This is a genomic window from Pandoraea sp., assembly GCF_004297875.1.
Classification (GTDB): Bacteria; Pseudomonadota; Gammaproteobacteria; order Burkholderiales; family Burkholderiaceae; genus Pandoraea.
Genome location: NZ_SCSK01000069.1, coordinates 1 through 12,590, shown reverse-complemented (window position 1 = coordinate 12,590; position 12,590 = coordinate 1). Strand labels below are relative to the sequence as shown.

The 12,590-nt window shown below is 63.5% G+C and carries 12 protein-coding genes and 1 pseudogene; 3 read left to right on the top strand and 10 right to left on the bottom strand.

Going from position 1 to position 12,590, the window contains the following annotated elements; all coding sequences use genetic code 11:
• Positions 1 to 51 precede the first annotated feature (51 nt).
• The gene (argS, locus tag EPN80_RS20165; RefSeq protein ID WP_293031674.1) at positions 52 to 1,809 is read right to left on the bottom strand and encodes an arginine--tRNA ligase; all 1,758 of its coding nucleotides are present in this window, start codon (positions 1,807 to 1,809) and stop codon (positions 52 to 54) included.
• 148 nt (positions 1,810 to 1,957) lie between these two features.
• On the opposite strand from argS, the gene EPN80_RS20160 reads away from it, so the two are divergent.
• On the top strand, positions 1,958 to 2,278 hold the full coding sequence (locus EPN80_RS20160) for a DUF1840 domain-containing protein (RefSeq protein WP_293031672.1): 321 nt from the start codon (positions 1,958 to 1,960) through the stop codon (positions 2,276 to 2,278).
• Positions 2,279 to 2,497: 219 nt separating this feature from the next.
• Here the strand turns inward: EPN80_RS20160 and EPN80_RS20155 are convergent, their stop codons facing one another.
• The 4 genes from EPN80_RS20155 to EPN80_RS20140 form a co-directional block, all read right to left on the bottom strand.
• Complete coding sequence (locus EPN80_RS20155) at positions 2,498 to 2,773, bottom strand: hypothetical protein (RefSeq protein WP_293031670.1); 276 nt, start codon at positions 2,771 to 2,773, stop codon at positions 2,498 to 2,500.
• 166 nt (positions 2,774 to 2,939) lie between these two features.
• The gene (locus tag EPN80_RS20150; protein ID WP_293031668.1) at positions 2,940 to 3,650 is read right to left on the bottom strand and encodes an MgtC/SapB family protein; all 711 of its coding nucleotides are present in this window, start codon (positions 3,648 to 3,650) and stop codon (positions 2,940 to 2,942) included.
• A 134-nt stretch (positions 3,651 to 3,784) separates the two neighbouring features.
• On the bottom strand, positions 3,785 to 6,499 hold the full coding sequence (gene metH / locus EPN80_RS20145) for a methionine synthase (protein WP_293031666.1): 2,715 nt from the start codon (positions 6,497 to 6,499) through the stop codon (positions 3,785 to 3,787).
• A gap of 30 nt (positions 6,500 to 6,529) precedes the next feature.
• Positions 6,530 to 7,600 (bottom strand): homocysteine S-methyltransferase family protein, encoded by a 1,071-nt coding sequence (locus EPN80_RS20140; protein ID WP_293031664.1) that lies wholly within the window; start codon positions 7,598 to 7,600, stop codon positions 6,530 to 6,532.
• 190 nt (positions 7,601 to 7,790) lie between these two features.
• Between EPN80_RS20140 and EPN80_RS20135 the strand changes: the two genes are divergently transcribed.
• Positions 7,791 to 8,183, top strand: coding sequence for a rhodanese-like domain-containing protein (locus tag EPN80_RS20135; protein ID WP_293031662.1), 393 nt, complete (start codon positions 7,791 to 7,793; stop codon positions 8,181 to 8,183).
• A 68-nt stretch (positions 8,184 to 8,251) separates the two neighbouring features.
• On the opposite strand, the gene EPN80_RS20130 is transcribed toward EPN80_RS20135, so the two are convergent.
• The 3 genes from EPN80_RS20130 to EPN80_RS20120 form a co-directional block, all read right to left on the bottom strand.
• The gene (locus tag EPN80_RS20130; protein ID WP_047215190.1) at positions 8,252 to 8,509 is read right to left on the bottom strand and encodes a DUF3567 domain-containing protein; all 258 of its coding nucleotides are present in this window, start codon (positions 8,507 to 8,509) and stop codon (positions 8,252 to 8,254) included.
• A gap of 164 nt (positions 8,510 to 8,673) precedes the next feature.
• Positions 8,674 to 9,816 (bottom strand): DUF3108 domain-containing protein, encoded by a 1,143-nt coding sequence (locus tag EPN80_RS20125; RefSeq protein ID WP_293031659.1) that lies wholly within the window; start codon positions 9,814 to 9,816, stop codon positions 8,674 to 8,676.
• Between the two features lie 66 nt (positions 9,817 to 9,882).
• A complete protein-coding gene (locus tag EPN80_RS20120) occupies positions 9,883 to 10,707 on the bottom strand; it encodes an IclR family transcriptional regulator (RefSeq protein WP_293031657.1) in 825 nt (274 codons plus the stop codon).
• A 126-nt stretch (positions 10,708 to 10,833) separates the two neighbouring features.
• On the opposite strand from EPN80_RS20120, the gene EPN80_RS20115 reads away from it, so the two are divergent.
• Positions 10,834 to 11,823 (top strand): fumarylacetoacetate hydrolase family protein, encoded by a 990-nt coding sequence (locus tag EPN80_RS20115; protein ID WP_293031655.1) that lies wholly within the window; start codon positions 10,834 to 10,836, stop codon positions 11,821 to 11,823.
• A 24-nt stretch (positions 11,824 to 11,847) separates the two neighbouring features.
• Here EPN80_RS20115 and EPN80_RS20110 read toward each other — a convergent pair whose 3' ends face one another.
• Both EPN80_RS20110 and EPN80_RS20105 read right to left on the bottom strand, forming a co-directional pair.
• Positions 11,848 to 12,453, bottom strand: a complete 606-nt coding sequence (locus tag EPN80_RS20110; protein ID WP_293031653.1) for a hypothetical protein — start codon at positions 12,451 to 12,453, stop codon at positions 11,848 to 11,850.
• A 17-nt stretch (positions 12,454 to 12,470) separates the two neighbouring features.
• A pseudogene (locus EPN80_RS20105) lies at positions 12,471 to 12,590 on the bottom strand (IS630 family transposase); the annotation flags it as partial.

Below are 12,590 nucleotides of genomic sequence, written 5' to 3'. Positions count from 1 at the left end.
CGTCGCCGCTGCAAAGTGCGCGAGGCGATCGGGCCGCCGTCGCGCGTGCCGTCACATTTGCTCGGGTGCCGAAACGGCGAGCACCGCCAGGCCGTTGCGCAGCACCTGCCGCGTGGCCTTGAGCAGGGCCAGTCGGGCCAGCTTAAGCGGCTCGTCATCGACCAGCACGCGCTCGGCATTGTAGAACGAGTGGAAGGCGCCGGCCAGGTCGCGCAGATAGAACGCCACGGCATGCGGCGCGAGTTCCTCGGCCGCGCGGGTGAGCGCGTCCGGGTATTCGGCAAGCTGCTGGAGCAGCGCCAATGCGTGGTCGCCGCGCAGCGGGCCGAGATCGGTCGTATCGAGCGTGGCGGGGTCGCCCCCCCACTGCGTCAGCACCGAGCAGATGCGCGCATGCGCGTATTGCACGTAGTACACCGGATTCTCGTCGTTTTGCTTGAGCGCCAGATCGACGTCGAAGACGAATTCGGTATCGGCCTTGCGGGAAATCAGGAAAAAGCGAACGGCGTCGCGCCCGCGCCGCAGGGCGTCCTCGCGCGCCGCGTCGCTCAGGTTCTCGCGCGCATTGCCTTCGGTCAGGCCACCCGACCATTCGATCAGGTCGCGCACCGTCACGTAGCTGCCGGCGCGCTTGGAGATCTTGACCTCCTGTCCGCCCTTCATCACCGTGACCATCTTGTGCAGGACGTAATCGGGATAGTCGGCCGGAATGCCGATGCCCAGGCCTTGCAGGCCGGCCCGCACGCGGGCGATGGTGCCGTGATGGTCGGAGCCCTGGATATTGATGACCTTGGTGAAGCCACGCTGCCATTTGCTGACGTGGTAGGCCACGTCGGGCACGAAGTAGGTGTACGTGCCGTCGGATTTACGCATGACGCGATCCTTGTCGTCGCCATAGTCGGTGGTTTTGAGCCACAGCGCGCCGTCCTGCTCGTAGGTCTTGCCTGCCGCGATCAACGCTTGCACCGTTTGCTCGACGCGGCCCTCGGTGTAGAGCGACGACTCGAGGTAGTAGCGATCGAATCGAACCCCGAAGGTTTGCAGGTCGATGTCCTGCTCGTGACGCAGATAGGCCACGGCGAATTTGCGGATCGCTTCGAGATCGTCGAGCTCGCCCGCGCCGGTCACGGGCGCGTTGTCTGCCGCCTGAACGGTCTGGCGATTCAGGTAGTCGCGCGCGATGTCGGCGATGTAGTCGCCGTTGTAGGCGGCTTCCGGCCAGCTGGCGTCGCCCGGCTTGAGCCCTTTGGCGCGCGCCTGGACCGAGATGGCCAGCGTATTGATCTGCACGCCGGCGTCGTTATAGTAAAACTCGCGGTAGACTTCCCACCCTTGGGTGGCGAGCAGGTTGGCCAGCGCGTCACCCAGCGCCGCCTGGCGGCCATGACCGACGTGCAGTGGTCCCGTCGGGTTGGCGGAAACAAATTCCAACAGGACGTGTCTGGTTTTATCGAGCGGTAGACAGCCGAAGGCGTCGCCCTGCGTGACGATCTCACGAGCGACCGCCTGTTTGGCCGCCGGACTCAATCGCAGATTGATGAAACCGGGCCCGGCAATTTCCGTCTGCTCGATCAGACCGGCGGCACGGGGGGCAGCCTGAACGGCGGCGGCAATGCGTTGCGCCAATTCGCGCGGGTTGATCTTGAGCGGCTTGGCCAGTTGCAGCGCGATATTGCAAGCGAGATCGCCATGCGCGGCGGCTTTGGGCCGCTCCAGGATGATCGACGGCAAGCTCGAGCCGGCCTCGACGAATGGTGCGACGGCGTCGGCCAAGAGGGCGGCAATAGTGTTTTTCTGTGCTGGCAACATAGCGGAGAGTCCGGAGTATCCGGAATTTTCCGGATGTAGGAGACATTTTCGAGAGTTGTGAATTTTAACAGGTGTATCATGTTCCAGAGGCCGTAACGCAAGGGCCAAGACCTGGATTCAATCATAAGAGCAGAAAGGTAGGTGCAACATGTTGATTACTTTCAAGTCGACCGCGGCCCCCGCGCTGATCATGCAAACCGACCTGGCCCGCTTCCTGTTGGGCCTGATCGACAAGAAGCTGGGGGAACGCGGCGTGATCTCGCACACCGAGATGGATGTGGCGATTGCCAAGCTCGAAGCGGCGATGGCACAGGATAAGCAGCACATCGAAGCAATGAAGGCCGAGCACAGCGATCCGGAGGAGCGGGACGAAGAGGAGTTGCTGGGACTGTCGCAGCGCGCTTACCCGTTGCTCGACATGCTGCGTGAAGCCAAGAAGGAAAACGCTGACGTGATGTGGGGCGTCTGAGCGGCAGCTGCCGCGTATCGAGGTCAAGCGAGCGTTGGCTCGCTCCCGCCCAAATGAAAAAAGCCTCCTGAATTCAGGGGGCTTTTTTCATTTGGGGCACACGTTCGGCGACGAAACCGCACCAAGGCCTGCTTGAGCGGGAAATGCCTTGCCCTGGTGACATTTCCCGTCCGTTGGTTCAGGTAAGTCCTAAACCGCGCCGCTGTGCGGCTTGTGCTGTCACTGCGGCTTGGCCGGGGTGGCGGGGGTGGCTGGCGCAGCAGGCGCCGCCGGCATCGCCGAGGTGCCCATGCTGCCCTGGTCGGCGGCACCGCCACTCTTCATGCCTTCGCCTTCTTTCTTCTTGAGCTTGCTATGTTTGCTCTGCTTCTTGCTCTTGGCATGCTCGGTCGCGTGGCTCTTGGCCATGGTGCCCTCGGTTTTGGCTTGAGCGAAGCTCAGGGCCGAAGCGGCGGCCAGCGAAATTGCGGCAAGCGTCAACGTCAATTTTTTCATGAAACACTCCTTTCGAGGTTGTGTCCGGCAGGCGATCCTGCTTGCCTGGCGGACTATCACTTGGGAAAGTGAGCCTTCAGTATAAAAATGCTCCTCCATGCATGCTGTAAGGAGTTGTAATCATTTGTAATGATCCGGTGTTAGATCTGCGTTGCCTGACGATAGATTAGTCGTCCGAACGGCTACTCCAGAACACCTGGCTGACGCCACTCAATTGCTTCAACTGGTCGCACAGGCGATCCAGTTCGTCGCTTCGCACGGAAGTCGGCAGCAACTGGGCCTCGATTTCGATGTCGTTGTCGCCAAACGGCTGAATGTCGAGCTCGCGCACCGGATAGCTGGCGCGCTCAAGCCATTGTTCGACCTGAGCCAGCACCTCGCGCTGCACGTCGCGCGCGCATACGACCGACAAGGCGTACGAGGCCTCGGTGGCGCTCTCGTTGATCGGCGCGCGGTTGATGCGGTTGACCATTGGACGCAGCAGGGTGTTGGCCGCCAGCACGAAGAGGGCCGTCAGCACGGCCTCGGCGAGTAATCCGGAGCCGGCGCATGCGCCGACCGCTGCCGAGCCCCACAGCGTCGCGGCCGTATTCAGTCCGCGGATGGAGGCGCCCTCTTTCATGATCGCTCCGGCGCCGAGAAACCCGACGCCGGACACCACGTAGGCGATTACGCGCGTGTCGCCAGGCATCAGGCGCATGCTCAGGTCGACAAACGCGGCTGCCGCGACGGCGACCAGGACGTTGGTGCGCAGCCCGGCGGTGCGCTGGCGATACTGGCGCTCAAAGCCGATGACGCCGCCCAGAACGAAGGCTACCGCCAGAATCAGGAGCGTGTTGAGAAACGGCAAGAGGTGGAAGTTGTCCAGCGCATTCATCGGCGTGTGGCTCCAAAATTCGGACGAAGCAGGCGCGCCGCCGCGACGAACCGGCGACGCGCGCGAAAAAGACGCGAGGCATTGCCTCGTGTGGGGGGGGTAAGGCGCTTCGGCGGTCCTGCCGAAGCGTCTCGTTACAGCAGCGGGGCGAGCAGGCGGCGCGCGGCGTTGGTGTCGAAGCCGGTGCGCTGGATGAAACTCTCGACCTGATCCTGCTGGATTTTACCGACACTGAAGTATGTGCTGTCGGGATGCGAGAGATAAAAACCGGAGACGCTGGCCGCGGGCAGCATGGCCAGAGATTCGGTGACGCTCATGCCGATCTCGTCGCAGTGCAGGGCGTCGAACATCGCGCGCTTGACCGAGTGTTCCGGGCAGGCCGGGTAGCCGGGCGCCGGCCGGATGCCGCGATACGCTTCGCCAATGAGCTGTTCGTTGGTCAATTGCTCGTCGTTCGCATAGCCCCAGAATTCCTGCCGCACACGCTGGTGCATGCGCTCGGCAAAGGCTTCGGCGAGCCGGTCGGCCAGCGCCTTGAGCGTGATCGCGCTGTAGTCGTCGTGATCGGCCAGGAACTGGGCTTCCTTTTCGGCTACGCCAATCCCGGCGGTGACGGCGAACATGCCGATGTAGTCGGCCACGCCGCTGTCTTTCGGCGCGATGAAATCCGCCAGGCAGCGGTTCGGCCGCCGCACGCCGTCGACCACCGGGCGCTCGCTTTGCTGGCGCAGGTTATGCCAGGTCAGCGCGACCTGCGTGCGGGAGTCGTCGGTGTAGATTTCGATGTCGTCGTCATTGACGGTATTGGCCGGCAACAGGGCAATCACCCCGTTGGCGGTAAGCCAGCGGCCAAGAATCAGCCGCTTGAGCATGCTCTTGGCGTCGGAGAACACGCGCCGCGCCGATTCGCCGACGATTTCGTCGTTGAGAATCGCAGGGTAGGGGCCGGCCAGATCCCAGGTCTGGAAGAACGGACCCCAGTCGATATAGTCGACCAGTTCGTTCAACGGGTAGTTTTTGAATACCCGGCGGCCGATGAATTTCGGCTTGGGCGGAGTGTAGGCCGACCAGTCGAAGGTCGCTTTGTTGGCGCGCGCGGTGGCCAGCGAGACCATCGGCAGCGCTTTCTTGTTGGCATGCTGGACGCGGATGCGTTCGTAATCGGCGCGAACCTCTTCGAGGTATTTGGCCGCGCCATCGTCGGACAGCAGATTGGAGGCCACCGAGACGGAGCGCGAGGCGTCCGGCACGTAGACGACCGGGCCTTCGTAATTCGGCGCGATTTTCACCGCGGTGTGCACTCGCGACGTGGTGGCGCCGCCGATCAGCAGCGGGATCTTCTTGATGCGGAAATAGTCGTCGCGCTGCATTTCAGAGGCGACATAGGCCATTTCCTCGAGGCTGGGCGTAATCAGGCCGGACAGGCCGACGATATCGACGCCCTCGACCTTGGCCTTGGCGAGAATCTCGCTGCAAGGCACCATCACGCCCATATTGATGACTTCGAAGTTATTGCACTGAAGCACCACCGAGACGATGTTCTTGCCGATGTCGTGCACGTCGCCCTTGACGGTGGCGATGACGATCTTGCCCTTGGAGCGCACGTCGCCGCCGGCGGCCGCGGTACGGGCTTTCTCTTCCTCGATGAACGGGATCAGATGCGCGACGGCCTGCTTCATCACGCGCGCGCTCTTGACCACCTGCGGCAGAAACATCTTGCCGGCGCCGAACAGGTCGCCGACGATGTTCATGCCGTCCATCAGCGGCCCTTCGATGACCTGGATCGGGCGCCCGCCAGCCTGCGCGATCTGCTGGCGTACTTCTTCGGTGTCTTCGATGATGAACTGAGTGATGCCGTGCACCAGCGCGTGCGCCAGCCGTTTTTCAACCGGCTGGTTGCGCCACTCGAGATTGTCCTCGCGCTTGGCGCCGCCGCCCTTGAACTGGTCGGCGATTTCCAGCAGGCGCTCGGTGGCGTCCGGACGGCGGTTGAGCACGACGTCTTCGACCCGCGTGCGCAATTCCGGGTCGAGATCTTCGTACACGCCGAGCTGGCCGGCGTTGACGATGCCCATGTCCATCCCCGCCTGAATCGCGTGATAGAGAAACACCGTATGGATCGCTTCGCGCACGACGTCGTTGCCGCGGAACGAAAAGGACACATTCGAGACGCCGCCGCTGACTTTCGCGCCCGGCAGGTTCTGCTTGATCCAGCGCGTGGCGTTGATGAAATCGACGGCGTAATTATTGTGTTCCTCGATGCCGGTGGCGATGGCGAAAATATTGGGATCGAAAATGATGTCTTCCGGCGGAAAACCGACTTCGTTGACCAGGACCTCGTAGCTGCGCCGGCAGATGCCGGTTTTGCGTTCGAAGGTGTCGGCCTGGCCCTGTTCGTCGAAGGCCATGACCACCGCCGCCGCGCCGTAGCGTCGAATCAGCTTGGCATGATGCTTGAACGCGTCGGCCCCTTCCTTGAGCGAGATCGAATTGACGATCGCCTTGCCCTGCACGCATTTGAGCCCGGCCTCGATGACCTCCCACTTGGATGAGTCGATCATGATCGGCACGCGGGCGATGTCCGGCTCGGAGGCGATCAGGTTGAGAAACCGGACCATCGCCGCCTTGGAGTCGAGCATCGCCTCGTCCATGTTGATGTCGATCACCTGCGCGCCGTTCTCGACCTGCTGGCGCGCCACGCTCAGGGCCTCGTCGAACTGGCCGTTGAGGATCATGCGCGCGAAAGCCTTCGAGCCGGTGACGTTGGTGCGCTCGCCGACGTTCACGAAGAGTGTGTCGTCGTCGATACGGAACGGCTCGAGGCCGGAGAGGCGCATGGGTGTGTGCATGGTGTCGGTTCGGCAGTAAGGTTGGCGGGCTCAGGCTTCCCGATATTGGTTGGGCCAGGTGCGCGGCTTGACCTGTTTGAGTGCCTGGGCGATTGCGGCGATGTGCTCCGGCGTGGTGCCGCAGCATCCGCCGGCGATATTGACCAGGCCCGCCTGGGCGAATTCGCGCAACAGGCCGGAAGTGACCTCCGGCGTTTCGTCGAAACCGGTGTCGCTCATCGGGTTGGGCAAGCCGGCGTTCGGGTAGCACGACACATAGCAATCGCACAGCTTGGCCAATTCGGCGATGTACGGGCGCATCAGGGCCGCGCCCAGCGCGCAGTTCAGCCCGAAGGTCAGCGGCTTGGCGTGGCGCAGCGAATTCCAGAATGCTTCAACGGTCTGCCCGGACAGGATGCGGCCCGAGGCGTCGGTGACGGTGCCCGAGATCATGATCGGCAAGCGCTCGCCAGTGTCTTCGAACAGTTGGTCGAGTGCGAACAGTGCCGCCTTGGCGTTGAGCGTATCAAAAATCGTTTCGACCAGGAACAGGTCGACGCCGCCCTCGAGCAGGGCCTTGGCCTGTTCGTAGTAGGCATCGCGCAGTGCGTCGAAGGTCACGTTGCGTGCACCGGGGTCGTTCACGTCCGGGCTCAGGCTGGCGGTCTTGGGGGTCGGGCCGATGGCGCCGGCGGCAAAGCGCGGCTTGTCGGGCGTGCTGAATTCGTCGCATGCGGCGCGCGCAAGACGGGCCGATGCCACGTTCATCGCGTCGGCGAGATGCTCCATGTGGTAATCGGCCTGCGCAATCCGGGTCGCGCCGAACGTGTTGGTCTCGATGATGTCTGCCCCGGCGGCCAGATACTGGCGATGAATCTCCCCGATCACGTCGGGCCGGGTGAGCGAGAGCAACTCGTTATTGCCCTTCACGTCGTGCGGAAAATCGGCAAAGCGCTCGCCGCGATATTGCGCTTCGTCGAGCTTGTAGCGCTGAATCATGGTACCCATCGCGCCATCCAGGATCAGGATGCGCTGCCGCAGCAGGTCGGGCAGGGCCTGGCCGCGCGTGTAGCCGCGTTCGGTCTGGGCGTGCTCGCGGGGAAGGGAAACGTTTTGGTTCATCGCTAAGAGTCCTGACGGTGCTGCAGTGCCGGCGGGCCGCTTGCCGGTTTTGGGCGGCAGCGGTCGGCGCAGGCCGCGCTAAAACCTATAATTCTAATGGTTTTGCGCCTGACGCATCGGGCGCTACCCTGATGGGCGCACGATGCGAAGGGTTTTTTCTCGGCTGCCACCTCGACCAGCGGAACGCCAAATGGAATTTCTCGCGCCCTCGCGCGCCCACGAATTGCTTCAACAGCGGGCCGATGCCCTGTTTATCGATTGCCGCAGCGAGATGGAGTACCTGTTCGTCGGCCATCCGATCGGCGCCGCGCACGTGGCCTGGAACGACGGGCCGCATTGGGAAATCAACCCGCATTTCGTCGTCGGGGTGCGCAAGCTCGCGGGCGCCAGATCCGACCGGCCGATCGTCCTGATCTGCCGCAGCGGCAACCGTAGCGCGGCGGCCGGCGAGGCCCTCGAGCGACAGGGTTTTTCGCTCGTCTATGGTGTGCTGCACGGCTTCGAGGGCGACCTCGATGCGCGCCATCACCGCAACGCGACCAATGGCTGGCGCTGCGAGGGTTTGCCCTGGGAGCAGTGCTGAGCCAGCGCCGCGCAAACAAAAACCCCGCCGGCGGCGGGGTTGGTGGTAGGCCGTAAACCAGCGAGACGTCAGTGGAGTATGACGGGATGTGTCATCAGGCTGTCGAACTGGCCAAGAAAGTCGTCGACTTCGTCTTCCGAGGGTTCGGTGGCGATCAATTTCTGTACTTCTTGCCGAAATTGGGCGGCCAATTCGCCGTCCAGGAAGATTTCTCGACGCGCGTGCTTGTCGACAATCTCGTAGCCACCCGCGGAAAGCGAGCGGTTGTCGCTCAGAGCGGCAAACTCCACGACGCAGTAATTAGGGCTGTTGTAGATCATCAGCATGACGGCTCTCCGGTATTCCTGCAAAAATATTCTCGGCACGTAAATGGTGCTCTTAAGGACGAATTCAAGAGGGCCCTGAGTGCTGGCGCTTTGAATGATTTAACGGCCTGCAGGCGTGATTTCTTGAGAACGCTCCGTGGTGACGTGGTTATTTCAATTAACGTTCATGGCTGTTTAAACGTTGACTCCCAGACCGGGGCGCCGGTTCCTGGTTCCGGTCCATTGGCGGCGCCCGGACCGCGGCGCAGCACCAGGTCGAATTCGGTGCCGTCGGGCTCGGTCTGGCGGATCCGCACGGGCAGCCAGCCCAAGGCCGGCGCGAGCCAGACGTCGATTTTGCGGCGGTCGCCGGTGCGGCGCGCCAGCCGGGTGAAATGCCGGGTCTCCAGATACCCGTCGGGACCGGACATTGTCTGCGGGCCGACGTATTCGATCGGCCAGATTTCACCGCTGTCGGTATCGGCGATATAGAACGGCTGCGTCGCACCGGGGCGGCTGTAACGGCGGGGGTCGCCGCGCGCCAGGCTCGCCAGCTCGAACACCATGCTGAAACGGTCCTGTGCGCCGGCGGGCAGCGGCAGGACGGTGCCGACCTTGCTGAAGGTGATTTCGGGGTGCGCGCCGCGCACGAAGGTGGTGACCGCCGGCGCATGCTTGCCGCGCTGTTCGGCATACCGGGCGGGCGCGATGCCGTAGGCGTCGAAGCCGCCCTCGCTGGTATAGCTGAAGGTGCCGACGAACAGCAGCGGTATGGCAACTTGCAGCGAGTAATGGCGGCCGTCGTTGTGCCAGCGGATCATGCCGGTCTGGTTGCGTACGCCATTGACGAAGGCGTCGTATTCGAGATCGGCCGAGGGCGGTGGTGCGAAGGGGGTGCCGCCGCCCTGGCGCGACTGCGGCGGCCCGGCTGATGGTGGCGCCGTTGCCGCCGGCATGCCGCCCAGCGCCGCCTGCTCTCCGGTCGCAGTGGGCGGCAAGGGTGACGGAGTCGGGCCGGGGCGAGCGGGCGGTCTGGGAAGGGCTTTCACGGCATGCCCCGGCGATTTGGCGTGACGACGCGGCGCCGCCCGAGGAGGGAGAGGTTTTTTTATCGGCGCGTCACCCACCGGCGCAAGGGGTATCAGCGTGACGCGCAGTGGCGGCGTGTTCGGTGAGGGCGGCATGACTTCGCGCCGCGCAAACCAGACGCCGCCCAGCAGGTGCAGCAAGGCCACGAACGCGAGCACCGCCAGTGAGCGCAGCCATGGCCTGCGCGGCGCGCGCAAGGCAGGTGCAAACGGGATGGACTGGGCGGCGCGGCTGGGCATGCGGGGGCGCCGGGCGGGCCTGCCCGGCTCGGAAAACCTTGGGATAAACAGGGCTGGCGAACCGGCCTAGCCTTCAATGTACCCCATATCCGCCGATAGCCGTTGCGACAGCGTGCGCAGCGCGGTGTCGATCGGCCCGCCCCAGCGGCTGTCGAAACGGGCTTCCGAGCCGAGCGCCAGGAGCCCCATCACCAGCTGGCCGGTGGCATCGAGCACCGGCATGCAGAAGGCGTGGATGGATGGCAGCAGCGTGCCTTCGACCCGCGCGGCCCCATGGGCGCGCACGTCGTCCAGCAGCGCGTCATAGGCCTGGCGGGTAGTCGGCATGCCCTGCAGCCGCGTGCCCTGCACCTCGGCGAGTTCGGCTTCGATCAGCGGAGCCGTGTGGCGAGGCGGCAAATACGCGGCAAACAGGCGGCCGGTGGCCGAGGTGAGCATCGGCATGACGTCGCCCAGACGCAGGCTCACGCGCAGCGTGTGCGAGGCCTCCATCCAGTGCACCACGGTCGGGCCATGATTGCCCCAGACGGCGATGCCGACCGTCTGATCGATGGTGTCGCGCAGATCGGTCAGAGCGATCCGGGCCTGCTTGAAGGCGTCCACGCGCGACAGGCAGGCCAGGCCCATGCGCAGCGAGAACGGGCCCAGATCATAGCGGCCCGAGATCGGGTCCTGAATGACGAGGCCGAGTCGCTGAAAACTCACCAGGTAGCGATGGGCCTTGGCCGGGCTCATGCCGGCCAACTGGGCCAGATCGCGCAGCATCAATGCCTGCGTGGCATGCGTGAGGACCTCGATCAGCTTGAAGCCGACTTCGATGGATTGAATGCCGGAGCGCAGCTTTTCTTCCGGTTCGAGATCGGCGGATTCGGCGTTAGGTACACTGTTCATGAAATATACGTCGGCTCGCCTGGGCAAGCATGAAGGTAATTCACAACTATAGAATAAATTTAACTAATCATAATTTTTGGCCGGCGTGCTAACCTCGCCTCCAATTCGGTCCGCTCTGATTTCACGATGAAACTCGCTACGCTCAAAGATGGTTCCCGCGACGGTTTGCTGATCGTTGTCTCCCGCGATCTCGCCACCGCGCAAGTCGCCGATGGTATCGCACCCACCCTGCAGCGGGTGCTCGACGATTGGGATTTTTACGCGCCGCAACTCCAGGAGGTCTATGAGGCCCTCAACCATGGTCGCGGCCGGCATTCTTTCGCCTTCGATCCGCGTGAGTGCATGGCGCCGCTGCCGCGCGCCTATCAGTGGGCCGATGGCTCGGCTTACGTCAATCACGTCGAGCTGGTGCGCAAGGCACGCGGCGCCGAGATGCCTCCGGAGTTCTGGACCGATCCCCTGATGTATCAGGGCGGCAGCGACGATCTGCTGGGACCGTGCGATGACGTCGTCTGCGCGTCGGAGGATTTCGGTATCGACTTCGAGGCGGAAGTGGCGGTGGTGACGTCCGACGTGCCGATGGGCGCGAGTCGAGAGCGCGCGCTGGCCAGCATTCGCCTGTTGATGCTGGTCAATGATGTGAGTCTGCGCAATCTGATTCCGGCGGAGCTGGCCAAGGGTTTCGGCTTCTTTCAGAGCAAGCCGGCCACGGCGTTCTCGCCGGTGGCGGTGACGCCCGATGAATTGGGCGATGCCTGGCGTGACGCCAAGGTGCACCGGCCGCTCATGGTGCAGTGGAACGGCAAGAAATTCGGCGCACCGGACTGCGGCACCGACATGGTGTTCGATTTCGCGCAACTGGTGGCCCATATTGCCCGCACCCGCAACGTCGGCGCCGGCACGATCGTCGGCTCGGGGACGATTTCCAATGTCGATCGCAGCAAGGGCAGTGCCTGCATCGCCGAGCGCCGCATGCTGGAGACGATCGAGCATGGCGCGCCGCAAACCGGATTCATGAAATTTCACGACACCGTGCGCATCGAGATGACCGATGCCGAGGGCAGGTCGATTTTCGGCGCGATCGACCAGGAAGTGGTGCCGCTGGCCACTGCCTGATGCCGGCCCGCTATTCCGGCCGGGCTATTCTGTCGCTGGCGTTTGCCAATCGAGCACGCGTGCCTTGTAGAACCACGTCGATTTCGGCAGCTGGATCTTGAGTGCATCGCTCAGGTCGACATCGGGCCGGTCGCTCGCTCGCGTGGCCACCAGCAGCGTATTGCGGTCGTAGTGGTAGCTGAGCTCGCTGCCGCTGGCGAACCAGGGCGCCGCCTGGGCCAGCACGATCCGGCTGCCGGGAACCTGGGAGATGCTCTTGACGCCGCCCTTCTTGAGCACCACCCGCAATTCCCCGGCACGGCTGCGGCCGGTTTTTGACGACTTTTTCTCCAGCGCGCGCGACACGGTGCTGTCGATCGCGAACATTGGCGCATAGGGCTCGAGCACCGCGGCGCCACCCGCCCGGTTGGCGTCCAGATCGAACGTGAAAACGCGTTCGCCGGTGGTCACGAACAGCTTGCGCGTGCCCGGCACCGGATACAGGTCGTGGCCGCCGTCTTTCCAGTTGCCGTCTTCCGGGCAAACCGCCGGATAGCGCTGGCAGCGCTCGTAATAGCGGCTGATGTCGAACGTGGTCTGCAGCACGAGCGCCGACGCCGCAGGAGTTGCGCCCGCACGGTAGGCAAACACGGCAATCTTGTCGTGCCCTAGTCCACTGAATCAGAAGAATCGGCGGTGATGCGCCGTGTCGGATCGGCGTAGATCCACTTCAATGGTTTGGGATCCTTGTTGTACTGACGGATATAGCGCATGAGCTTTTTGTCGAG

What these genes read in the sequence shown, in the direction of transcription:
- argS (WP_293031674.1), bottom strand. Translation starts at nt 1,809, where the DNA reads ATGTTGCCAGCACAGAAAAACACTATTGCCGCCCTCTTGGCCGACGCC.
- EPN80_RS20125 (WP_293031659.1), bottom strand. Translation starts at nt 9,816, where the DNA reads ATGCCCAGCCGCGCCGCCCAGTCCATCCCGTTTGCACCTGCCTTGCGC.
- EPN80_RS20115 (WP_293031655.1), top strand. Translation starts at nt 10,834, where the DNA reads ATGAAACTCGCTACGCTCAAAGATGGTTCCCGCGACGGTTTGCTGATC.
- EPN80_RS20155 (WP_293031670.1), bottom strand. Translation starts at nt 2,773, where the DNA reads ATGAAAAAATTGACGTTGACGCTTGCCGCAATTTCGCTGGCCGCCGCT.
- EPN80_RS20150 (WP_293031668.1), bottom strand. Translation starts at nt 3,650, where the DNA reads ATGAATGCGCTGGACAACTTCCACCTCTTGCCGTTTCTCAACACGCTC.
- EPN80_RS20135 (WP_293031662.1), top strand. Translation starts at nt 7,791, where the DNA reads ATGGAATTTCTCGCGCCCTCGCGCGCCCACGAATTGCTTCAACAGCGG.
- EPN80_RS20160 (WP_293031672.1), top strand. Translation starts at nt 1,958, where the DNA reads ATGTTGATTACTTTCAAGTCGACCGCGGCCCCCGCGCTGATCATGCAA.
- EPN80_RS20130 (WP_047215190.1), bottom strand. Translation starts at nt 8,509, where the DNA reads ATGCTGATGATCTACAACAGCCCTAATTACTGCGTCGTGGAGTTTGCC.
- metH (WP_293031666.1), bottom strand. Translation starts at nt 6,499, where the DNA reads ATGCACACACCCATGCGCCTCTCCGGCCTCGAGCCGTTCCGTATCGAC.
- EPN80_RS20120 (WP_293031657.1), bottom strand. Translation starts at nt 10,707, where the DNA reads ATGAACAGTGTACCTAACGCCGAATCCGCCGATCTCGAACCGGAAGAA.
- EPN80_RS20140 (WP_293031664.1), bottom strand. Translation starts at nt 7,600, where the DNA reads ATGAACCAAAACGTTTCCCTTCCCCGCGAGCACGCCCAGACCGAACGC.